The sequence below is a fragment of the Candidatus Poribacteria bacterium genome (genome assembly GCA_026706025.1).
In the GTDB taxonomy this organism is placed as follows: Bacteria; Poribacteria; WGA-4E; order WGA-4E; family WGA-3G; genus WGA-3G.
The window spans coordinates 76,400-99,850 of record JAPOZO010000052.1 but is presented as its reverse complement, the minus strand read 5'-3'; the positions used below and the strand labels follow the sequence as shown (position 1 = coordinate 99,850).

16 protein-coding genes and 1 other annotated feature (1 of these 17 running past the window's edge) are annotated in these 23,451 nt (G+C 48.4%); of the genes, 1 reads left to right on the top strand and 15 read right to left on the bottom strand.

Features of this window, described 5'->3' with window-relative positions; translation table 11 throughout:
• Positions 1–181 (bottom strand) — a binding site (T-box leader); it reaches 66 nt to the left of the window's first position.
• Between the two features lie 226 nt (positions 182–407).
• The 14 genes from OXH00_11355 to OXH00_11290 form a co-directional block, all read right to left on the bottom strand.
• Positions 408–1,013, bottom strand: coding sequence for a superoxide dismutase (locus tag OXH00_11355; GenBank protein ID MCY3741609.1), 606 nt, complete (start codon positions 1,011–1,013; stop codon positions 408–410).
• A gap of 177 nt (positions 1,014–1,190) precedes the next feature.
• Positions 1,191–4,229, bottom strand: coding sequence for a PD-(D/E)XK nuclease family protein (locus OXH00_11350; GenBank protein ID MCY3741608.1), 3,039 nt, complete (start codon positions 4,227–4,229; stop codon positions 1,191–1,193).
• 174 nt (positions 4,230–4,403) lie between these two features.
• Positions 4,404–6,341, bottom strand: a complete 1,938-nt coding sequence (gene metG / locus OXH00_11345; GenBank protein ID MCY3741607.1) for a methionine--tRNA ligase — start codon at positions 6,339–6,341, stop codon at positions 4,404–4,406.
• A gap of 110 nt (positions 6,342–6,451) precedes the next feature.
• Positions 6,452–7,408, bottom strand: coding sequence for a DNA polymerase III subunit delta' (gene holB, locus OXH00_11340; GenBank protein MCY3741606.1), 957 nt, complete (start codon positions 7,406–7,408; stop codon positions 6,452–6,454).
• A gap of 19 nt (positions 7,409–7,427) precedes the next feature.
• Positions 7,428–8,045 carry a dTMP kinase gene (gene tmk, locus OXH00_11335; protein ID MCY3741605.1) on the bottom strand — a complete coding sequence of 206 codons (618 nt, stop codon included), beginning with the start codon at positions 8,043–8,045 and terminating at the stop codon, positions 7,428–7,430.
• Between the two features lie 9 nt (positions 8,046–8,054).
• A complete protein-coding gene (locus OXH00_11330; protein ID MCY3741604.1) occupies positions 8,055–9,071 on the bottom strand; it encodes a lactonase family protein in 1,017 nt (338 codons plus the stop codon).
• 177 nt (positions 9,072–9,248) lie between these two features.
• Positions 9,249–10,436, bottom strand: coding sequence for a thiolase family protein (locus OXH00_11325; GenBank protein ID MCY3741603.1), 1,188 nt, complete (start codon positions 10,434–10,436; stop codon positions 9,249–9,251).
• The gene (locus tag OXH00_11320; GenBank protein MCY3741602.1) at positions 10,436–11,425 is read right to left on the bottom strand and encodes an enoyl-CoA hydratase/isomerase family protein; all 990 of its coding nucleotides are present in this window, start codon (positions 11,423–11,425) and stop codon (positions 10,436–10,438) included. The genes OXH00_11325 and OXH00_11320 overlap by 1 nt, the downstream gene beginning before the upstream one ends.
• Positions 11,426–11,473: 48 nt before the next feature.
• Positions 11,474–11,872: a dimethylsulfonioproprionate lyase family protein gene (locus tag OXH00_11315; GenBank protein MCY3741601.1), complete on the bottom strand. Its 399-nt coding sequence runs from the start codon at positions 11,870–11,872 to the stop codon at positions 11,474–11,476.
• A 161-nt stretch (positions 11,873–12,033) separates the two neighbouring features.
• Positions 12,034–13,713: a dihydroxy-acid dehydratase gene (ilvD, locus tag OXH00_11310; GenBank protein ID MCY3741600.1), complete on the bottom strand. Its 1,680-nt coding sequence runs from the start codon at positions 13,711–13,713 to the stop codon at positions 12,034–12,036.
• A gap of 88 nt (positions 13,714–13,801) precedes the next feature.
• A complete protein-coding gene (locus tag OXH00_11305; GenBank protein MCY3741599.1) occupies positions 13,802–14,317 on the bottom strand; it encodes a hypothetical protein in 516 nt (171 codons plus the stop codon).
• A gap of 44 nt (positions 14,318–14,361) precedes the next feature.
• Positions 14,362–16,719, bottom strand: coding sequence for a sodium-translocating pyrophosphatase (locus OXH00_11300; GenBank protein MCY3741598.1), 2,358 nt, complete (start codon positions 16,717–16,719; stop codon positions 14,362–14,364).
• 168 nt (positions 16,720–16,887) lie between these two features.
• Positions 16,888–18,258 (bottom strand): bifunctional folylpolyglutamate synthase/dihydrofolate synthase, encoded by a 1,371-nt coding sequence (locus OXH00_11295; protein ID MCY3741597.1) that lies wholly within the window; start codon positions 18,256–18,258, stop codon positions 16,888–16,890.
• A 160-nt stretch (positions 18,259–18,418) separates the two neighbouring features.
• Entirely contained in the window at positions 18,419–19,672 is a 1,254-nt protein-coding gene (locus OXH00_11290; protein MCY3741596.1) for a serine hydroxymethyltransferase, read from the bottom strand.
• Between the two features lie 394 nt (positions 19,673–20,066).
• On the opposite strand from OXH00_11290, the gene OXH00_11285 reads away from it, so the two are divergent.
• On the top strand, positions 20,067–22,259 hold the full coding sequence (locus tag OXH00_11285; protein MCY3741595.1) for a PQQ-binding-like beta-propeller repeat protein: 2,193 nt from the start codon (positions 20,067–20,069) through the stop codon (positions 22,257–22,259).
• On the opposite strand, the gene OXH00_11280 is transcribed toward OXH00_11285, so the two are convergent.
• Positions 22,256–23,425, bottom strand: a complete 1,170-nt coding sequence (locus tag OXH00_11280) for an iron-containing alcohol dehydrogenase (GenBank protein ID MCY3741594.1) — start codon at positions 23,423–23,425, stop codon at positions 22,256–22,258. The genes OXH00_11285 and OXH00_11280 overlap by 4 nt on opposite strands.
• Positions 23,426–23,451 lie beyond the last annotated feature (26 nt).

The following is a 23,451-nucleotide window of genomic DNA, read 5'->3' as shown; positions in this document are numbered from 1 at the left end:
AGAAAGAGCACTCTTTGGGATACGATAACGGGCATCGGACCGACTAATCCTACTGATATGTGTTCAGATTAGCAGCTCCAGGGCGACCTTCAGTCGTGGTAACTTGAGGAGACCTTTCAGCCGATGAGTCTCCATCTCTTGCAAGCCCGGGCGACTTACTCCTCCCCTTCAACGCTTTTTGGGTAACTATTTAGATGTTAATTACGCACACCATTTTATGAAGTTTCACGGGTATGCTAAAAAGAATTATCTTTTGTATTTTAAGTATAACACATTTCAAGAGAGATGTCAAGAAAAATTGATCTGGTAGACCATTCCGACAGATAGCAGGTCCTTTGGGAAGTAGAGGGTAGGTTTGAACGCTGCTCGCGCCTACCCCTACGACACCCAAAAGTTGTTATGGCAAGTTAGGCATTCGCCACGTAGAGTTCGTTAACCCGTGTCCAATTGATGACGTTTGTCCACGCTTCAACGTAAGCTGGACGCAGATTCTGATATTTCAGATAGTATGCGTGTTCCCAGACATCAATGCCGAGGAGCGGGGTATGTCCGTCCATAATTGGGCTGTCCTGATTTGCGGTGGAGTAGATTTCCAAGCCGCTATCACCAAGCACAAGCCATGCCCAACCGGAGCCAAAACGTGTAGTCGCGGCAGTCACAAACTGCTCTTTCGCCGCTTCAAGCGACCCGAAAGCACCACTTATCGCTGCTGCGATTTCGCCGCCGGGTTCGCCACCGTTGGGGCTCATAATGGACCAGAAAAGTGAATGATTGGCGTGTCCACCGCCGTTGTTGATGACAGCCTGACGCTTGTCTTCTGGAACCTGGTCAATATTACTGAGTAATTCGTGAATATCCATATCGGCGAGATCACCGAGTCCTTCTAAGGCAGCGTTAAGGTTGTTGACGTAGCCTTGATGGTGTTTGCCGTGATGGATTTCCATGGTTTGTGCGTCAATATGAGGTTCCAAAGCATCGTGCGCATACGGGAGCGCTGGTAATGTGTGTGCCATTTAAAAATAGCCTCCTGTTTTATTTTTTTTACATGCGTTTGCAAGTTGCGCGCTAAGAGGCGTGCAAACAATGTACTTAAAAAATCACAAAGAGTATAGCAGATTTGTTAGAAGTGTGCAAGTTTTTTCTGAAGGGTGGAGTTTCAATTCCGGCAGCGAAGCGTAGAAACAAGAAGGTTACTCTTCTGATTCGCTTGATTCAGCGAACGCGCCGACACGGCAGATACGCTTATAGGCACAATAACTACAGGGTGCCGTTTTGTTGCGAGGGGTAAGAGGTTTGTTACCATCTGCTTCAGTCTCTACAAAACCGTATTCCTCAGTCTCTATAAGGCGATCTTCCTCAACTTCTTTTTTCGTCCTTACAAACGTTTTGACGCGTGTAATGAGCGGAAAATTGCCATTGCTCATTCCACTAATGTACTGCTCAAGATAACCACTTACACGTGCGATCATGCTATCAAAGGTCTCATCTGACAGCATTTGCTGCGTTTTTCGCGCCAGAATGTACGTCTCACCTCTACAAGATTCTTTCCCAATACCAAGTTCTATTTTGCAATCGTTCAATTTGACTTTATGATATAAACCTGCTGCCGTTTCGTATCCGTCTCCGAGCAGTCGCCTCGCAATTTCAAGATAGATGGGCAATTGGAGAGCCCGCCCCTCAAGAATATCCTTTGCTCCAAATGTTCTTCCAGTTTTATAGTCAATAACATTAAAAACACCGTTGCCTATATCAATGCGATCAATTTTTGCATTGAGACTTACATTGCTGATACAGATAGGTTTGGGACGACTGAGGACTGAATCGATTATCCCTTTCCTACGACCAACGCTGACTTCAAAGTAGCGCGGGATGGTAGTTACATCATATCCCCGCTCTACTGTAAGCCATTGATTCAGCATAACTTTTAAATGTGTTTTATCTACTCTCCGAAAGAGATCTTCCGAGTCAGTATCACTTATCATCTCATCTATGATGTTAGATAATTGTTGTTTTGCCGCTTCAAAACTTGTTTCATCACATTGGCTAACAGCGGGTTGTTCTCGGCGATCGTCATAGAATCTTACAAGAATATCGTGAACCAACTCACCTTTTTCACGGCTGGATAAGCCTTCAGTGTCTTCCTCATCTGGACTACCGAGTTCTAAGATTTCAGCTGCAAAATACTGAAATGGACACTTGGCGTAAGTTTCTAATTCTGTAACAGAATAGGTCCGTTGCCGCCGTTCTTCTAAACCAGCACGGCTTTCAGGAGAAAGGGTTTCAGGAGTTAATACGCCTTCATAGACAAGATGTTTGTGCGTTTTTTCACGGCTCTTTTCAACCTTAACAACATGCTTTATTAAAGAACGCATGTTCATAAGGTTGGCGGGAAATTTTCCATCGGAAAGTGTCTCTGTTGTCCATACATGGTTGCCGTATGTACTGAGAAAACCTGGGATGCTGCCTCGTTCAGGATTGTCGACTTTAATAGTTTCAACATCGGCGATTGCTTTTAATTGTCCAAGAAAAGGAGAAGGAATCAGTTCTGCTTCGCGCTCACGTTGTGGTATAAGGATATAGAGTCGTTCGCGAAAAGACTTGAGTACCCGATAAAACAAGAGCCGATTATCGTGGAGTTGCTCCTCTTCGTTGCGATAAGGTGTTTCTGGTAACAACGGGTCTGGACGATAATTTTCTGGAAACCGACCCTCTACAAAATCACCTAAAAAGACGGTGTCAAATTCTAAACTTCTGAGTTCATTATTATATGCTAAACTTGTGAGTTCACTAAGTGGGAAAATCTTAACGGTTTCTTGGCTTGCCGGTGCTCCATTTTGATAGTGTGTATGCTTCGCAATATATCTGAGTTTATTAATATAATCTTCAAATTTGTATAACCTATCTTCCTCAGATTTTAACACGTCACAAAACCCCTTAATTATTTTTTTAAACTGCTGTAATGCGTTCACCTCACCTCCAACAATTTTTCCATCTTTCAGCAGCATCGGGTTTAAAATCTTGGAAATGACTTCCGTAGATTCGAGAAAGTTGTCAATGTAATTCTTAAATTCGTCGGGATGAAAAGCTTCTATATATAATTTAGATTTAACCTCAGAGACATAGGTGTTGCCGAGAGGAACTTGCCGCGGTGAAATATGAGAAAAGATTTCTTTGACAACCTCTGACCTCATCAACGGAACACTTTCAACGAATGAATAGGGGATGCCATAAGTGGGAAAAACTTCCGCAATTCGGTGTTGGTAATTACCTATATTGTAGCATACAACACAAATCTCACTCAGTTTACAGTCAGCACTTAAGACCTGTTTCTGAATTAGATGAGCAATCTGTTCCACCTCTTCGGATCGATCAGTTGGTTCTAAAACCTTAATCTTATCTGTTAAATCAATTTTCTGGTCCAAGGTAACATCCGTTTTGAACAGATTCTCAGCGAAATGTTGATGTTGGTCGGGATCCCGTTCATAGTCGGTATCAATGTAAGCATCCGTGTCTTTAAATTGTGAAACGAGGTCGATAATGCTTTTATAAAGGGCTTTATTGTCTTCAACACAGTCGGTGCGAAACCACATCTTTGTATCAGATATTTCGGCGATGTGTCTCAAGAGTTTAATATCGGCTTTTGAAATCAAAGTGAAACCTTCAACAACAACAAGGTTAGCACCAGGGAATGCCCTCTTGATGAACTCTTCTTTGAAATTGTTCGCCAGGTAGTAGTGTTTTCCCTTCTCATCTATCCATCGGTTTCCAAGTTTCGCCTCATGATCGCTATAAATGCGAGCGAGGTCTACCTTGGTTAGATCATTTTCTACAAAGTTCGGTTCAGTCTCTCCTTGATCCCTAAGGTGATTTATCGTGTCCAAGATGAGAGAGAGTGTACTATCGGGAATGGCAGTATTTTGGATTGGACGAAAGGCATCATATTGGTAGGTATCGGTATTGTCAGCGTCAGGATCTACTATTTCGTGAAGCCAAAGGTGTTGGATCCCTGATAAGATATGTTGTTTTGGTGACCCAGCTTGATTGTATAATCTTTGGATGAAATCCACACTGGTATGCACGCGTAAATTGGCAACTGCGCGGTTTGGGTGATAACTGACCAATTCGCGTTGGCGATGCAAACGTGCGGAATCGGTCGGCACAATGACGACAAAGGTATGTGCCTTATCATTTTCAATGCGGGTTTTAAGGGTGTTTTCTATATTTTCCATCTGTCACGGCACAGGGCGCGTGCCTACTGCTATAAACATGCCGCCCCAACGGGGCTAAAGAGGTTTGTTTTCGCGACAATTTTAGGACGGATTCCATCAGGATTATATTCGGATAAATCCTGATTCAGACGGCGTTCACACACCGATAGTCATCACGGTATACGGCGTGTGTTATTACCTTACTTGCGTACCGAGCGGCATTTCTGTTTCAAGAGTTGCGAGAACTACAGCGTCCCCGCTGCCTGCGAGAATCATGCCGTGTGATTCGACGTTACGGATAGTGGCGGGCTCCAGATTTGCGACGATTATTACCTGTTTGCCTACGAGGGTTTCAGGCGTATAGTGTTCGGCAATTCCCGCAACGACTTGCCGTTTTTCAGTACCGAGGTCTACTTGCAATTTGAGAAGTCGGTCGGCACCTTCAATGGGTTCAGCAGTGAGAATACGCGCGACCCGCAGATCCAACTTTTGGAAATCGGCAAAGGAGACTAAGTCGGTTGTTTTCTTTTCTTTTTTCTGCTTCGGTTTCGCTGCTTTTTCAGGCTGTGCCTGTTTCTGCTGTTTCGTATCGACGCGCGGGAAGATAGGCTCACCTCTACTGACAGTGATATCTACCGGTAAATGTCCCCATTCTGCGGTGGTATCGAATTCTGACAAACCGATCTGTTTCTGGATCTTTTCAGCGGTTTCAGGAATAAAAGGAGAAATTAGCACAGAGATAAACCGTAGTGCTTCCAAACTATTGTAAAGGATGGTGCCCATTCTCGGTTTCGTCTCCGGTTTCGCGAGCGTCCAAACCTGCGTCTGTTGGACATAGCGGTTGATGCGCCTGACAAATTCCCAGACAGTTTCCAAGGCAGCGTCAAACGCGAACGCGTTTATATGTGTATCTAATTTATCTACCGTCGTTTGTGCCATCTCTCTGACTTCGTCGTCAAATTCGCCCGGTGTTGTCGGTGCGGGAATTCCCTCAAAGTTCTTGTTGACTAAACCGAGAACGCGATTGAGGAGATTGCCGAGATCATTTGCGAGATCGGCGTTGTAGCGTGCATGCAAACGGGCAGGACGATAGTCGCCATCGTTTCCGAAACTAAATTCGCGCAGGAGGTAATAACGGAACGCATCAACGCCATAAGTTTCGATATCGCCATCCATATCAATGAAGATACCCCGTGTTTTGCTCAGTGCCTCGCCGTCCTTTGTCAGCCAGCCGTGCCCGACGATATGTTTGGGAAGTGGCAAGTTCGCAGCCATTAGCATTGCGGGCCAGAGTAGGGCGTGAAAACGGGTGATGTCTTTTCCCATCATGTGAACATCGGCGGGCCAAAAAGTGCGGTACTGCTCATTATCGGTTTCGTAGCCGAGTGCGGTAATGTAATTACTCAAAGCCTCTATCCAAATGTAGATAATATGTTCCGGATCGAACGGGAACGGAATCCCCCAAGATAGGGAAGCCCGGGAGATACTCACATCTTGTAATCCAGATTCCAGAAAGTTTAATAACTCGTTACGACGCGCCGCGGGATAGACGAAATCCGGATGCTCATGGATATGTGCCAGTAAACGATCTTGATATTTGGAGAGTCGAAAAAAATAATTCTCCTCTTCTAACCATTGCAGTGGCAGTTTATGAACAGGACAGATTTTTTCGTCTGTGAGTTCTTTCTCTGAAAAGAACTCTTCGCATGAGAGACAGTAATACCCTTCGTATTTTCCCTTATAAACATCACCGTTGTCATAGAGCACATTAAGGAATTTTTGCGCGCCACGCTTGTGCAAATCGCTGGTTGTACGAAAAAAGATGTCATGCGAGATGTTCAGGCGTTCCCACAGTTTAACGAACGTTGGCGCGATCTTATCGCAATAGGCTTGTGGCGAGAGCCCTTCCTTTTTCGCAGCGTTATACACATTCGCAGCATGTTCATCAACGCCAGTAAGAAAGCAAACTTCATTGCCTTTGAGACGGTGATAGCGTGCTAAAACATCGGCAGCGATAGTGGTATAGGCGTTTCCCGCATGTGGTTCGCTGTTAGGATAGTAGATTGGGGTGGTGACGTAAAATGTGCTCATCGTATTCCTTTTCAGATTCCAGTTCAGGTAGCATTGACTCATTGCTAAAAATTATACCACCAAGAAACCCATTTGTCAATCTCAGTTTCTTGGCTATCGGTTCCTATCGGCAGTCAGCAGTCGGTGGTTCGTCATCAAAGGAAAGGTAACACTTATCTGAGTAACTTCAAACACATTACCTCTAAAGCCAAGGTAGCATTTGTGTTTGTGTTTTCGATGAGGGACTTGGTGTCAAAGACCGTTTGGATGGCTTGTTGTATGCGTAAGCGGGAATATCGCGGGACAATGCGTTGGAGTTCCTCAAGGGAGTGGATGTGTGTTATGAGGTCGCTGGGCGCGCCTTGTTGTAAAAAGAGCAGGTCGCGATACCATGTGACTAACTCGCCTAAAGTTTCAGGATTATCTTTGAAGTGCTCGGCGAGTCTGAAAGCCGCTAATCGATCTGTTGTCTTGAGGATTTCGGGGACTTCTTCTGTGAATACGTCGCCTTTTTCAAGTCGCGTGAGTGCCTTTCCAATCGCACCATCCGCAGTAATAGCGAGTGTTGTTGCTTGCTCGGGTGCTACTGAAAATCTTTCCACCAAGATCGCGGCTAATTCCTGTGTCGGCATTGGGTGGAATTGTAGAATCTGGCATCGGGAACGTGTGGTTGGCAGTAACGCTCGTATATTTGATGTGAGTAGGATTAAAACGGAGGATGCGGGGGGTGCCTCAAGCGTCTTGAGTAAACAGTTCTCTGCCTCCGCGTTCATCCGCTCGACATCCGTCAAGATGTAGACCTTCCGACTCGCTTCAAGAGGCTCGTAGATAATTTGTTTTTGCAACTCCCGAATTTGTCCAATTTTCAGTAGACTGCCGTCAGGTCGAATAAACTGTAGATCCGGATGATTTCCAGAATCCACCTTCCGACAAGCGAGACACGCGCCACATATTGTGGGAGGCTGTGTGTCTTGCTGACAGAAGATCATCTGCGCGAAATAACGTGCGACCATCTCTTTTCCGACACCTGTCGGTCCGACGAAAAGATATGCCCCAGCAATACGATCCGATGCCACAGTATGCTGGAGTTGTTCGGTAATCTGTTGATGTCCAATGATCGGATTTGGCATTTTCCTTCTAAGTGTCGTTTTACTTTGATAGGAACTTTTGATATTCAGTTAAGATTTGGGCATGGACAGCATCAGGAGACTGTGTCGCATCTATCAATTTGACACGATGCGGCTCCGATTTTGCGGTGGCCAGATACCCTTCTCGGACTCTACGATGGAATTCTAACGGTTCTTTATCTAAACGGTCGCGGTACGTCTCATCTTGTTGCTGACGTTGCAAACCGATCTCCGGCGATAGGTCAAGCATAAAGGTAATATCTGGGATCAAGCCACCCGTAGCAACATGATTTAACTGATGGATAATCTCAAGATCGATACCGCCACGATACCCTTGATACGCTACGGTAGCATCAATAAATCTGTCACAGATAACAATTTGATTTGAAGCCAATGCAGGACGTATGCGTTCATCTACGTGTTGTGCGCGTGCGGCAGCGATCAACAACAACTCTGTCATCGTTGTTATTCTATCAGATGTCAGAAAGACATCTCGGATCCGCTCTGAGACAGGCGTGCCGCCGGGTTCACGGGTGACAACAACGTCTGGACCGAGGGCGGTCGCCAACCGTCGTACTTGTGTGGTCTTGCCTGCGCCTTCTACGCCTTCAAAAGTAATGAAAATCCCGCGCTGTGCCATTTTTTTCCTTTAGATAAAAAGCACCCACATTGGGCTTTCACCAACCTCATAGGTAGCCAGCGGCGATAATTCACCACTCTGCCGATTGATACGATAGGTCGCAAGTCTGCCAGAGCCTTGCCCCCCGGCAAAAAGGAAATTGCCGGTCCCATCAATGTTGAAGACACGGGGTATCGGTTCAGTTAACTGCTGTCCAATAGCAGTGAGCTTCCCATTCTCTTCGTTAACACTAAACCCAGCGATGCTATCATGTCCGCGATTGGAGACATAGAGAAATCGCCCTTGTGGATCAATGTGAATTTGCGCGCAGGTGTTGTCCGCCTCAAAATCTGCTGGAAGCGTAGAGAGGTCTTCTTGGAGGTCTACTAAGATTCCGGGGTGGTCTCCGCCTTCTTGAAGTGTGTACGCCGAAACACTCGACCCATTTTCGTTTGAGAAATAGAGGATCGGTTTACTCGGATGGAAACAGAAGTGACGGGGGCCGATCGGTGCACCCGGATTGAGATTCCCTACAATATTCTGTGTGAGCGTGCCTGTCTTTTCATCGAAATGAAACTGATAAATAGCGTTCCGCGGGACAGTGTGCGGTACGAAAGCGTATCGGTTCGAGGCATCGGTCTCGACGCAGTGGGCGTGTATATCGGTTTCGACCGTCTGAAGTGTTTCACCTTGGACGGTTTTGTCCTCACCGATGGCATGCACGGTAACCTTGCCAGCACCGTAATAGGCGGAGAGCAAGAAACTCCCAGTTTTATCTGTTGCGATATAACACGTGTCCGCGTCGAGTTGGATTGTCCGCAAATGTGAGAGGTGTTTCGTCTCTTCATCAATGCGGAAACTGGCGATTTCACGACTCGACCGCAGCCCGGCATATAGGTAATGACCGCACGGTGAAAGTGCTAAGGGACCTGGAGAACCCGTGACGTTGATATTTTCCTGAAGTTCGATGTCACCATTAGATACGTCGAATGTATAAATGGCGATTCTGTTTTCTCCAGCTATGGAGAGATAGACGTGCGTTTGCATATTTTTAATTTTCCTTGCGGTTCGTTGAAGTGGGTTTGACCTTTGACGTTCTTCTCCCTCTATCCGCCCTCCATTTTGCGGCGTACTCGCCCATAAGCGATCTGCTTCATTACGGGCTATGCGCGCATTAAAACTTCGTAGGTGTGGCGGAAGCGGAGGGACGCCGCCTCCTTTTTCCTACGTCGGGTTTAAAAAAATACCGGCGGCACCCATGCCCCCACCAACACACATCGTTACCATACCGTATTCGTGATTTTGCCTACGCATCTCATTAAGCAGGCTCACAGTGAGTTTTGTGCCTGTACAACCGAGCGGATGTCCGAGGGCAACTGCACCACCGTTGACGTTCACCTTGTTGGTTGGTAACTGCGCCTCTTGAAGGACAGCAAGGGCTTGCACGGCAAACGCTTCGTTGAGTTCTATGACATCTATATCGGCTAAAGTTAACCCTGCGGACGCGAGTGCTTTAGGAATTGCAGGCACCGGTCCGATGCCCATAATTTCAGGTGGCACACCGGCTGTGGCGTAACTGACAAAATGTGCCAATGGGTCGTAACCCTCTGCTTTTGCTCGCGTTTCGGACATCAGGACGACAGCGGCGGCAGCGTCGCTCATTTGCGAAGCGTTGCCAGCCGTCACTGTCCCGTCTACGTGAAAAACAGGTTTGAGAGATCCCAGTGCCTCTGGTGAAGTATCACGGCGCGGTCCTTCATCTGTATCAAAGACAGTGCTAACGGTTTCAGGCGCGTCTTCTGAATTGAAGTGCATCTCTTCTATCGTCAACGGCACGATTTCTTTGCGAAATTTACCTGCATCAATTGCTGCGATTGCCTTGCGATGGCTCTGATATGCATAGGCATCTTGCGCGGCGCGAGATATACCATATTTCCGCGTCAAGTTTTCGGCAGTCAATCCCATGCTGAGATAGGTATCGGGTGCGTGTGCTATGAGCACTGGGTTCGGGGAGAGGTCGACACCGAACGGGACTCGACTCATGCTCTCGACACCGCCAGCAATGACTACCTCCGCCCGTCCAGATAGAATCTGCTCGGCACCCATCGCTATCGTTTCTAAACCGGAGGCGCAGAAACGGTTGATCGTAATGGCAGGGACGGAGACCGGAAATCCTGCTCGTAAACTGGCAATACGCGCAACATTGTAACTCTGGGGGCCCTCATGTGTAGCGCAACCGATGATAACATCGTCTACGGTATCAAGTGCAAGCTGCGGAAGTCTTTCCACCGCACCACGGAGCGCCGCAGCGGCGAGTTCGTCTGGACGCGTGTTTTTCAGTCTGCCCCTTCCGGCCCTTCCTACGGCTGTGCGCACAGCGGATACGATAACTACGCTCGGTGTCGTTTGCATTACTTCTTACCTCTCTGGAGCGTTGCTTCTATCCTTGCGTGCGTTTCTTGTTCTCCACAAAGACTGAGGAACACCTCATGCTCCAAATCGAGCAGATATTGTTCGGAGACAAACTGAGGGGTTGACAGTTCACCTCCACAGAGTACATAAGCCAATTGATTGGCGAGGTGCTGCGTATAATCGTCGATAGTGTCCGCTTGTCGAAGTAGGTGTGTTTGCAGGTTGAGCCGAGCAATCCCTTCTTCACCAAGGACAAATATTTGTTGCGGCTCAGGGGGAGAATACCCGGCTTCGTGCATTGAGAGAACGAGTAGCTTAGCATCGTCAAGGTGTGTCTCTTGGTTTGATGAGATAGCATCCCTGTGACGGAGATAACCGAGTTCGACCGCATCTGCAGCGTTTTGTGAAACGGTAGATTCGCGGATTATATCAAAAGCCTTATTAACGGACGGGAACAGGTCCTGAATCGGGGCGGGCAGCGTTTGCCCCTCTAAGCATCGAAGTGCCATCTCCTTAGTGCCACCGCCAGCCGGAATAAGTCCGACACGGAGTTCAACGAGACCAAGCGAACTTTCAGTGAAAGCTTGTACGGCATCCGCACCGAAAGCGATCTCACAGCCACCACCGAGTGCCATACCCGCTGTTGCGGCTACAACCGGCTTTGATGCCGTCCGGAGTCTGGTGCAGACGGTTTGCAGTTTGCGGAGTGTTCCCGAAATCGCGTCCCAGTCTTGGTTCTTCGCACGCTCCAGCAGGAGAATTAGGTTGAGTCCGACCGAAAAATGCTTCGCCTCTGTGGCGATAATCATGCCTGCGTAATTGGTTTCCACCTCGTCCAACGCGGCATCGAACATCTCCAGCATTCCATCCGTTATGATGTTCAGTTTTCCATGCAGTTCAAGTTGAACAACACCATCGCCGATGTCTATTAGACTGGCATCCGCATTGGAAGTGATAGGTGTAGCGTCTGTTGTTTTTAACGTTGACATTTCAATAATTTACCTTAGTGGCGTTTCCAAACCGCCGGCAAGTGAGCACTACGCATCGAAATGGTAGACGATTTCATCGAACCGGTCCGCTGCGAAGGTGAACAAGAAAACTAAATTCTCAGTCCCGGTACAACGGAGTGAGTGCTTTGCATTAGCGGGTATAAAGACTGATGCCCCGGGCCCAAGTGATGCCTCACGATCGTCCACCGTGACATACCCGTGACCGCTGATGACATAGTATGTCTCTGCAGGAGCATGGTGATGGAGCGGCAGCAGGGTCCCCGGTGTCATCTCTGCTATGCCAGTAGAGAGTTGACTGCTGGGCCCGCGTTCACCCGATATAAGGATTTTCCATCGGACTGGACTTCTGGCAGCGAGTTCCGGATCGTCCCAAGTTTCCCAGTCGAGTTCTGCTTCGTTGAGGATGATTGGTTTTTGTTTATTCATGGGATATAGTCTAACAAATTAGGAGGGGTTTTACAAGGTTTTTTCCAATTCGATCAGAAGCATTCAATTGTCAGAGAAGACAAGGTTAACTGTACATACCTGACTAAAAGAAAAGAGGCAGGCACTCGGGCCTGCCCTACAAGTAGAAATGGAAAAGGGCTTTATCCAGTCACAGCACCTTCGGAGGCAGAAGATACAGAGTTCGCATATTTCGCCATGACCCCACGGGCATAACGCGGTTCAGGGGGTGTCCATTCCTCAAAGCGTGCTTGGATTTCAGCGTCGGAGAGTTGAACGTCGAGTCGTCTTTCCTTTGCGTCAATGACGATTTCGTCGCTTTCTTGGAGGATGGCAATGGGACCGCCTTTCGCTGCTTCAGGAGCGACATGGCAGATCATGAAACCGTGCGTCGCGCCGGAGAATCTACCGTCGGTTAAAAGTGCGACATCTTCACTCAAACCGGCACCAACGAGTGCTGCAGTTACGCCTAACATCTCACGCATGCCAGGACCACCGGTGGGTCCTTCATAACGGATAACGACAACATCACCGGGTTTGATCTCTCCGCCTTTAATGGCAGCGAAGGTATCCTCTTCACGTTCAAAGATACGTGCGGGACCACGGTGAAGGGTTTTGTCTTGTCCGGCTAACTTGATAACACACCCATCTGGTGCGAGATTACCTCTCAAAATGGCAAAGCCACCGGTCGGTTTGAGCGGGGCATCCACGGATCTGACGACCTGTTGTCCGTCGGTTTCAGTGGCTGCGCCTGCCTCCTGACCGATGGTTTGACCTGTGACAGTGAGTTCGTCGGTATGGAGTAGACCTGCCTCTGCCATGCGTTTTGCTAAGAACGGGATGCCCCCGGCTTCATAGAGATCGTTGGCGACAAACTGCCCGCCCGGTTTAAGGTCTGCTAATACGGGCGTTCTTTGACTAATGGTGTGGAAATCTTCAATTGTTATCGGGACCTGCGCTTCGTGTGCGATAGCAAGGAGATGTAGAACGCCGTTGGTAGAACCACCGGTCGCGGCGACAGAAGTAATTGCATTCTCAAGCGACTTACGGGTAATAATTTGACTCGGTCGTCGGTCAGCGGCGAGCATGTCCATGACGAGTTGTCCGGCTTTGTATGCCTCGTTGTCCTTTTCTTCTACGACAGCGGGGACACTCCCACTTCCCATCGGCGCGATGCCTAACATTTCAACGGCTGTTGCCATGGTATTGGCAGTAAACTGTCCGCCGCATGCCCCGGGACCGGGACACCCTTTGCTAATCAGGTCGTCAAGTTCTTCAACGGTTATTGTGCCTTCAGCGTGCTGTCCGACCGCTTCAAATACATCTTGGATCGTGACATCGCGTCCTTGAAAGTTGCCCGGCATAATCGAACCGCCGTAAAGCGTAAGAGATGGGATGTCTAACCGCGCCAGTGCCATGACGGTACCCGGAACGGTCTTATCGCAGCCACAGAGTGCGACGACAGCATCAAACATGTTGCCGATGGAGACCAACTCGATCGAATCAGCGATGATCTCTCGGCTAATCAGCGAGGTTTTCATACCTTCGGTGCCCATGGTGATGCCATCAGAGATGCTAACGGTATTGAATTCAAGCGGTGTGCCACCTGCGGCGCGGATGCCTTCTTTAACTTTAGCGGCAAGTCTTCTTAGGTGGAAGTTACAAGGACCGATCTCGATCCACGTATTGGCAACCCCGATAATCGGTTTGTCAAGGTCTTCAGGTGAAAGCCCGCCATCGCCGAACATGAGCATTGTCCGAGCGGCGGCGCGGTCAGGTCCATCGGTAATCGCATAACTTCGGGGTTTCAATTTATTGGACATTTCTTTTATTCTCCTACAAATTAGCAACAAGCGGAAGGTGGCGACAAGGGAATCCGTTTCCCTACAACGCCGAAAATAAAAATAGCAACTACATGGTAAATTCGTAAATAAGTTCTCCGTCTGGCGCGTCTTTGAGGCGTAAAACGATCGTGCCTGCTTCCTGTTGGTAAGCTTCCTGATACATGGTTTTGATAGGCGTAAGATCGAAGTGATAGTTATCAGTTAGCCATGCTTCGCATGCATCCTCGTTAGCATTGTGTGCAAGGGAAACATGGAGTTGAACCGGGAACGATTCAAGGAATGCATCCGAAACAACAAGTGTCAATTGATGTTCTTGGCACCCACCACTGTAGGATACACTGATATTTAGCGTATCACCTGTGATAGTAGCAGAATTTAAGGTATATGCGTCGGTTCCGAACCTATCTCCTGCATCACCAACGAAAACAGTCCCTGTATAGAATATTTCGTCTGGATTAACGTCATCTACAGAAACAGATACGGCATCATCGGAGCCCGTCTTCATCTGGTCATTTAACTGCTGACACCCTATGCAGAAGACAAATATACTCAAGGTATATACAATGACGTTTTTTGGTTTCATGTTTACGTCCATTTTGATGCACCAAGTCCTTAATAGTTGCGCGGCTATATACCGAGCCAACTGCTAAGCACACCACCGTATTTCGCTATGAGTCCGGCAAACACGACAGACACCATAGACATCAACTTAATTAGGATGTTAAGCGAGGGCCCGGAAGTATCTTTGAAGGGGTCTCCGACGGTATCACCGACAATAGTCGCTTTGTGCTCGTCGGAGCCTTTTTCACCATATTCGTCCTTGTGTCTACCCTCTTCAATAAACTTTTTGGCGTTGTCCCACGCGCCTCCGGCATTTGCCATCATAATTGCGAGGACGAAACCGGTTGCTAAGCCGCCCGCCAGCAATCCTAACACGCCACCGACATCAAAAATCAAGCCGACAAGCACAGGCACAACGATAGCGATAAGCGACGGGAAAATCATCTCCCGTTGCGCGCCAACGGTAGAGATTTCAACACACCGTGCGTAATCCGGTTTCTCTTCGCCTTTCATAATGCCCGGTTTTTCACGAAACTGGCGACGGACTTCTGCCACCATAGCACCGGCGGCACGTCCGACGGCTTTCATCGTCAATGCACAAAAATAAAACGCCATCACTGCCCCGATGAACAATCCGATGAGCACTTGCGGGTTCATCAGCGTGACATCGTAGTAATCCATAAATTGGCTGACGCTAACCTTCAACGTCTCAACCGTGCCCTCGCCTTCGATATCCAGGGTGTCCTTACCTGCCAGGTGAATCAAACCGTACCGGATTTCTTCCAAATAGGCGGCAAGGAGTGCGAGTGCTGTTAGCGCGGCTGAACCGATTGCAAACCCCTTACCGGTTGCGGCGGTCGTATTCCCGAGCGCGTCTAATTGATCCGTGCGTTCTCGGACACTTTCATCGAGTTTTGCCATTTCAGCGTTCCCACCGGCGTTGTCTGCGATGGGTCCGTAAGCATCTGTGGCAAGGGTTATACCGAGCGTCGCCAGCATACCGACAGCAGCGATACCGACACCGTAAAGTCCCATCAGCGGTTCGGTTGCGCCACCCGGAAGATAGTAGCTGACAGCGACCGCAGCAACAATCGTTATGACTGGAATCGCCGTTGATTCCATACCGACAGCAATACCTTCAATAATTACAGTTGCGGGGCCGGTTTGCGCCTGCTTAGCGATTGCACGTGTCGGTTTGTAATCGTGAGAGGTAAAGATTTCGGTGACTTTGCCGATAATCAAGCCTGCTACAAGCCCAGCGATGATTGCGCCCCACACCTGCCACTTGTTCGGGAGATCGAGGTAGATAAGCACAGGGAGCGACAAGATGGCGATGCCGAAAGCACTACCGTTAATCCCGAAGTTAAGGGAACCCATCAACTGTTTCATGGTCGCACCCTCTTTTGTTCGGACCATGTAGATACCCAAAATAGAGAGGATCACGCCGATGCCAGCGATAATCATCGGTGCTGAGAGATATTTAAGCTGGTCCACAAGGTTATCGTGATCTTTCGCAGCAACCGCAGCGACACCGAGGGCAGCGGTCGCGAGAATTGAACCCGCATAAGATTCGTAGAGATCCGCCCCCATGCCTGCAACATCACCGACGTTGTCCCCAACATTATCTGCGATAACAGCCGGATTGCGCGGGTCATCCTCTGGAATTCCGGCTTCAACTTTTCCGACGAGGTCTGCCCCGACATCCGCTGCTTTTGTATAGATACCGCCACCAACGCGGGCGAAGAGGGCTTGTGTTGAAGCACCCATACCGAAACTGAGCATAATCACAGTAATCTGGGGCAGCGGGTTCACTTCTAAGAATCCGGGTAATATCTTGGGGAAGAGGTAGTAGAGAATGAGGAACCATCCGGTAATATCAAGCAGTGCGAATCCGACGACTATCAATCCCATGACCGCCCCGGCACGGAACGAGACCTTCAAACCGGCGTTGAGTCCTTGCATAGCCGCGCTTGTGGTGCGGGCAGAGGCGTTGGTCGCGGTTTTCATGCCGAGGAAACCGCAGAGGCCTGAGAAAAAACCCCCTGTGAGGAAAGCGAAGGGAATAACTTCATTTTGGGCTTTGAGGACGAAAGCCATGAAGATGAAGATCAGACAAAGGACAACAAAGACGATACCTACCACTTTGTATTGTTGCCTGAGATATGCCATCGCGCCCTCGCGCACGGATTGCGCTATGTCTCGCATTGTTTCATTGCCCTCGTCTTGCTTCATCACGGCACGGTAAAAGTGGTAAGCAAATCCCAAAGCGATGAGGGCACCAATAGGGGCAATCCACCATGCTGGCGGTACATCTGGACGAGGAGTTGTTTGGGCAAAAGCTTCGGTGGCTAAATTTAGAAGCGGTAGGACTATTAGAAATGACTTCCAATTTAGCCACCATCTTTTGCAAGTGATATCACGCATTTAAAACCTCTCTTTTTCTTTTTTAATTTTCCTTGCGGTTCAATAAAGTGGGTTTGAGCATTGGAGTTCCTTTCCGTAGAGCCGCCCTCCATTTTGCGGCGTACTTGAAGAAGCCCCAAGCAAAAACCCCATAAGCGATCTGCTTCATTACGGACTTACGATCTTTCGCTAAGAAAGAGGAATTCCAATACGATCTTTCGCTGAAAAATTTGATTTAAATATTTTAAGTGCCTGACCGACAAGGTAGAGTGAACCCGTAATGCAGATCAGGTCCGTCGGCGATGCGGATGCTAACGCCCTGGCGATTGCTTTTTCTGGCTTTGGGCATATTGTAATTTTCTGACACGTACCAGACCATACAGCCTGTATTGCTTCAGCCGCCATCACACGCGGATTCTCAGAAACTTGCGTCGCAATCACGGTGTCTGCGGTTTTAGAGACAATATCCCCAATTGCTTTAAGGTTTTTATCTTTCATTAAACTAACGATAAAAATCGCCCGAGTGTAACGAAAACTCTCACGGAGCGTCAAGCAGAGTGCCTCCATTGAGACAGCGGAATGCGCACCATCCAATACGACAAGTGGGGCAGACATAATCCGTTGGATGCGTCCGTGCCATTGCACATTCTTGAATCCGGCATAAATACTATTTTTCGGAATTGTATATCCTTTCTGTTTCAGGCATTCAATCGCTGCGATAGCAGTTGTTGCATTCACAAACTGATGGTGCCCAAGTAGCGGTATTGTGAGTTGTGAATAACTTTCAAAATCTGTTTCCACATCAAATCGTTGTGCGACAGGTAAACCATCGACATTCTCGACGAGTTGGGAAGCTGCGTCATGGATTTTAGTTTCAACAATCAATGCGTTCCGTTCATTTGCAACTTTTTCAAACACCGCCCGCGCTTCCGGATGTTGTGGCGCGAGTGCGAGCGGACATCCGTCTTTGATGATCTCCGCTTTCTCAGCTGCTATCTCGCTGTATGTTTCCCCTAATATTGCCGTATGCTCTAAACCAATCGGCGTGATAACAGTCGCGACGGGTTTAACAACGTTAGTTGCATCAAGTCTCCCACCTAAGCCGACTTCAATAACAGCGAAATCAGTCGCTTTGTCGGCAAAATAGGTAAAAGCGAGCGCGGTGTATATTTCAAAAAACGAGACACGTCCGAATTCGGAAGCGGAAACGGTTTCGATCGTAGGTTTCATCCTATCAATATAGAAACCAACGTCTGCCTCTGAAATTGGCTCCCCATCAATACGGCATCGTTCTCGGGGCGTAATGAGATGCGGCGATGTAAACAAACCGGTTTTATAGCCAGCGTGTGTAAGAGCAGAGGCAACGAGTGCGGCGGTAGAACCTTTCCCTTTGCTACCCGCAATGTGGATAACCCGCAATTTATCGTGTGGATTGCCGAGTCGTTTCAGCAACAGAGAAATTCGGTTAAGATTGTAGAGCCGCGCCTGTCGTGAAAAATCAGGGCTTCTTTCATAGTCAATAAACGCTTCAATATAGGCGAGTGCCGCTTCGTAATTCATAGTTGTTAGTTTTCAGTTTGCCTCGCAGTGAGAGTCGTCAGTTAATCACCTATGGCAGTCCAGTTCATTGTAGCTGCTACGCGGACCCTCTTGACTGAAAACTGAAAGCGAAGCGGTCTGATGACTGACAACTATTCCTCTGAAAACTGACAACCGATAACTACTCTAAATATTCATAAATCGGGAATTGTGTGCAGAGTTCCTTGACTTTCGCCCGCACCTGGCGTTTGATGGCGGCTTTCTGCCTGTTCTCAAGCGTCTCTGTAATAAAATCGGCGACTTGAACCATATCATCCTCTTTCATGCCGCGCGTTGTAATCATCGGAGTACCGATACGTAAACCGCTTGTCGTTCTCGGTTTCCTTTTGTCGAACGGAATTGTATTTTTGTTTACAATAATCCCAGCATCTTCTAAGTGATCGGCGGCTTGTCGTCCACTCAATTTCTCATATTTCGTGGTGAGATCCATCAGCATGAGATGATTGTCAGTTCCGCCGCTCACCAGTCGGAACCCGTTTTCGATTAACCGCGCGGCAAGTGCCTTGGCATTTTTAACAATCTGCGCTTGATATATTTTAAAGTCGGGTTCGCTTGCCTCTTTGAATGCAACGGCTCTGGCAGCAATCGTATGGAGGAAGGGACCGCCTTGTAAACCGGGAAATACAGCACGGTCAATCTTGTCTGCATACTCGGCTTTACACATAATCATTGCCCCGCGAGGCCCGCGTAAGGTTTTGTGTGTTGTTGTCGTAATCACATCGGCATAAGGAACGGGATCTGGATGAACGCCGCCTGCGATGAGTCCTGCAATATGTGCTATATCTGCAAGGAGATACGCGCCTACGGCATCGGCAACCTGTCGCCACGCCGCAAAGTCAAAGTGCCGGGGATAGGCTGTCGCGCCAACAACGATGAGTTTGGGACGATGCTGTTCTGCGAGCCGCGCGATTTCTTCCATGTCAATACGCTCGGTCTCAGCATCTACACCATAAGCAGCTATATTGTAAAGATTTCCTGAAAAGTTGACGTTAGCACCGTGCGTGAGATGCCCACCTTGACTGAGCGACATGCCGAGAATCGTATCACCGGGTTCAAGCAGCGCATGGTAGGCTGCCATATTCGCTTGGCTACCGGCGTGCGGTTGGACGTTGACGTGCTCAACCCCGAAAAGAGCCTTCGCGCGTTCAATCGCGAGGGATTCAACATCGTCCATATACCGGCATCCGTTATAGTAACGCTCACCCGGATAGCCCTCAGCATATTTGTTAGCGAGAATGCTGCTTTGAGCTTCCATAACGGCACGGCTGGCATAGTTCTCCGAGGGGATTAACATGAGGGAATCTTGTTGGCGTGTTAGGTCTTTGGCGGCGATCTCAACGATCTGTGGGTCAACTTCACCTAATAATTTATTCATTTTGGGTACCGCTTGCGATTAAATTGGTGTTGTATTGTAAAGGTTTAGAACATAAATTTTAACACAGATTTGCCACAAATTCAAATTTTTCGTAAATTGGGCAGATTTCCGAAGGTTGTCCTCGTAAAATCAGTGCCGTTCTGCTTAATACTATTGTGTTTGTTGCCTCTTATTTTAATTCCTTCAAAAAACGAACACCATAAACGCCATCAAACCCCGCCGAGCTATCGCGACCGAGAGTGCTTTGCAGTGAGAATCCCACAAGAAAGTATTTCAGTTGCATGCTACTCAATAATATGGTAATCTAATAAATAATAAAATGTTTTAACAGTCTCGAACTACGATTCTCCTATAGCCTCAATTTTCCGACCAAACTCTTAACGAAAGGGTCAATGTGCGTTTCTGGAATACAAAACAAGTCTTAGTCCTACTCCTACTCGTGCTTGTATGGGGATGTGATTCACAGGAAAATAAGCAGTCACAACAACCCGCGGGGCAGCAACCGATGTCCTCTGAAGTGACGGAACCCGTCACGCCGCCGCGTGCTGAAGATTGGCATACATTCATGTACGATTTAGGCTTCTCTGGGATTAGCCCTGATAAAAGCCTCGCACCGCCACTGAAATTGCTGTGGAAATTCAAGACGGGGGGTCCCCTCTATGCCTCCCCAGTGATTGCAAATGGAATTCTATATATCGGCTCGACCGATGGCAAGTTGTATGCACTGGATGCGAAGCAGTGGGGTATTAAATGGGTGTTCGATGCGGGAGATGCTATCCGCTATTCTGCCGCGGTGCTCGGAGATCGGGTCTACTTCAGTGCGCGGAATAACAAAGTCTATGCCTTGGATGCAAAAACAGGTAAAAAACTATGGGAATTCAAATCGAAAAATTGGATGGATGCGCCCCCGATTGTGACGGATAACAGGGTTTATGTTGGCGCGTTCCGGTCAACAATCTATGTGCTGAATGCCAGGACAGGGACGCTTGAAGCAAGGCGTGATAAGACAATCCAGATCGGTGGTATTGAATACGGATGTGCAAATGGCGTGTTCCGTCCGGTCTCCCCGGAACACAATGCGAAGTTATGGCGAGGTGAGACAGCAGGAAGTGAAAGTTATCCCGTAACAGCAAATGGTACCGTCTATATTGGCGCACGCGACGGGCAACTTCACGCCTTTGACATGGCATCAAAGACACAGACTTGGACGTATCAGCTCGGAGGTTTTGTGGAAGCTGCACCTGCTATCTCTGACGGTATCCTCTATGCTGCATCCGGTGATGGTAGCGTCTATGCGTTTACCAACGCAAGTGAGGTTGCAAACCTCGCCAACAGGAATCGTGAGATGGGGGTTGTGGTGCATGACACGGCACCGGTTTACGCGAATAAAGAAGGCACCTCTGTGTTGTTAAACCTCAACGACGGGGTGCGTTTGCCGATCGTGCAAACTTCGGAGGGTTGGTATGAGGTTGAACTTCCGAACGGTGTCCGGGGCTGGATGGATAAGTTTGCTTTTGGAGAATTTGAAGAGACTGACGGTATCATGTTCAACACAACTTTTAGTCGTAAGCGGGGTCTACCAACTGCCCCGCCGCGTAGGATGGAATTGGTTGAAGGTGCGGAGTTTCCTCGCTGGAGCCCGGATGGAGAACTTATTGCATTCCTAAGAAGGAATGATGTCGGCAGTAGATATTGGCATGCGAACGAATTGTGGATTATGGATCGGAAAGGGGAACAGGCACGAAAACTTCTGACTGGGCAATTCTATAATCCGCATGTCTCTTGGTCATTGGACAACAGACTCTTGGCATTTGAGGTTGACGAAGAGGGGGAACGCCGTATCTATACAATGGATTGGCAGTTCGGACGGATTAAACAGTTAGTTCGTGGCGAAGGTCCCGCTTGGGCGCCGACCTCAAATCGTCTGGTCTTTAGAAGACGCGAAAAGGAGATGGATGTTATCTACCGTATCAATAGCGATGGCAGCGGTTTACGTGCGATTGCGCGTGTGCCGATTGAACGCCGACAACGCACCTACACCTATCTTCCCGCTCCATCTTGGGCACCTGATGGCACACGTGTCGCTTTTGGTGTGAACAACTCAAAATATGTGGGTATCCGTATCCAAGATATAGAGGGTGAACGCTTAAAAGAGATTCAAACACAGCATCAACAGGTGCATCGCCTGAATTGGTCGGCAGATGGGACACAGTTGGCTTATGTTCTATCCGGCAGCAATCGTCCCGGTCAGCGAATTGATAAGCAGTTGCACATATCAGCGTCGGCACCGGCATTGACGCAGACCCAGATATTGAAACACACGTCGCCTGCTTGGTCACCGACAGGCAAACAGTTAGCATATCTGGAACGAGAAGACTGCGAAGGCATCCGCTGGAAAGTTTGGGTTTATGACCTTGAAAGCCGTAAGAAGGCTGCTATTGCCCGAACGGAAATGAAATTGACATCCGTCGTCTGGACACCAGATGGCGAGCATCTCTGCTTGTGGCAAACGTCAGATTATCTGCGCGATAATGCGTATAAACCGGCACTAACACAGGCGTGGATTGTGCCGATTGATTTTCCTTAAAACGCTGCCTCAAATAACGCAACCATATCTTCTTCTGTACAGACTCGCGGGTTGAATTTGTGACAGTGATCGAGCATTGCATCTGCGCCGAGTTTTGGAATTTTCTCTTTATCTAAACCAGCAGCTCCGAGACCCACCGGCATCTTTAATTCTATATTGAATGCCCGAATCTTATCAATAGCAGCATTCCCCGCTTCACTGCTATCCATGCCGCTGGTATCTATGCCCAAAGCACGCGCGATCTCGGCGTATTTCTCCGTTGCGTGGGAAAAGTTAAATTCCATAACAGGTGGGAGAAGTATCGCGTTCGCTACACCGTGTGGGATTGGGGCATCCGTGGAGAGTTGGTGCGCCAGAGAATGGACAGCACCGAGACCTTTCTGGAATGAAAACGCCGCCATGCATGACCCCAAGAGCATTTCGCCTCGCGCCGTTACATCTCCACCATCGTGATAGACTTTTTGGATATTTGCACTCAACATTTTGAGTGCTTGCAATGCGACCCCTTCAGCAATCGGGTGGTACTTCGTCGCAACATACGCCTCAATACCATGTGTAATAGCGTCCATACCCGTGGCAGCAGTGAGTGCCGGTGGCATGCCGAGTGTTATCCCCGGATCCAGGAGTGCTATGTTCGACATATTGAACGGCGTAACAATTGCCCGCTTGCGCCAGCGATCGGTTGTATTGAACGATGTATCCGTAATGATCGCGCCTTGTGAAACTTCACTACCGGTCCCAGCCGTTGTCGGGACACATATCAGTGGCGGCATATCACCGCGAATCCGTTCAAGTCCGCCAACATCAGCGTAGTACGGTTCTAAAGGCGGTTCATGGGTCGTCAAGAGGCGGACGGCTTTGGCAGCATCCATGACACTACCACCACCGACAGCGATGACGACATCACAGGCTTCGGCTTTGTAGACTTCCACACCGTGTGTGATGCTGATATCTGTGGGATTCGGTTCAATATCTGAATAAATGGCATGCGTCAAACCGGTTGCGTCCAGTGCCTCTATCGCTTTCTCAAGAATACCAGCGTTAATAATACCGGCATCGGTTACTACAAGAGGTTTTTTGCCATTAAACGCCTTGACATGTTCGCCTAAATTTTGAATGGCACCGTCGCCAAATTCAATGCGTGGGGGAGAAAAATAATTTTGCATTTGAAATTTTTTGCATAAAGGTAGCG

Coding starts and splice junctions, on each gene's coding strand:
- OXH00_11350 (MCY3741608.1), bottom strand. CDS start 4,229: ATGGAAAATATAGAAAACACCCTTAAAACCCGCATTGAAAATGATAAG.
- OXH00_11295 (MCY3741597.1), bottom strand. CDS start 18,258: ATGAATTACGAAGCGGCACTCGCCTATATTGAAGCGTTTATTGACTAT.
- OXH00_11355 (MCY3741609.1), bottom strand. CDS start 1,013: ATGGCACACACATTACCAGCGCTCCCGTATGCGCACGATGCTTTGGAA.
- OXH00_11290 (MCY3741596.1), bottom strand. CDS start 19,672: ATGAATAAATTATTAGGTGAAGTTGACCCACAGATCGTTGAGATCGCC.
- holB (MCY3741606.1), bottom strand. CDS start 7,408: ATGCCAAATCCGATCATTGGACATCAACAGATTACCGAACAACTCCAG.
- metG (MCY3741607.1), bottom strand. CDS start 6,341: ATGAGTCAATGCTACCTGAACTGGAATCTGAAAAGGAATACGATGAGC.
- OXH00_11305 (MCY3741599.1), bottom strand. CDS start 14,317: ATGAAACCAAAAAACGTCATTGTATATACCTTGAGTATATTTGTCTTC.
- OXH00_11315 (MCY3741601.1), bottom strand. CDS start 11,872: ATGAATAAACAAAAACCAATCATCCTCAACGAAGCAGAACTCGACTGG.
- OXH00_11320 (MCY3741602.1), bottom strand. CDS start 11,425: ATGTCAACGTTAAAAACAACAGACGCTACACCTATCACTTCCAATGCG.
- OXH00_11300 (MCY3741598.1), bottom strand. CDS start 16,719: ATGCGTGATATCACTTGCAAAAGATGGTGGCTAAATTGGAAGTCATTT.
- ilvD (MCY3741600.1), bottom strand. CDS start 13,713: ATGTCCAATAAATTGAAACCCCGAAGTTATGCGATTACCGATGGACCT.
- OXH00_11280 (MCY3741594.1), bottom strand. CDS start 23,425: ATGCAAAATTATTTTTCTCCCCCACGCATTGAATTTGGCGACGGTGCC.
- tmk (MCY3741605.1), bottom strand. CDS start 8,045: ATGGCACAGCGCGGGATTTTCATTACTTTTGAAGGCGTAGAAGGCGCA.
- OXH00_11325 (MCY3741603.1), bottom strand. CDS start 10,436: ATGCAAACGACACCGAGCGTAGTTATCGTATCCGCTGTGCGCACAGCC.
- OXH00_11330 (MCY3741604.1), bottom strand. CDS start 9,071: ATGCAAACGCACGTCTATCTCTCCATAGCTGGAGAAAACAGAATCGCC.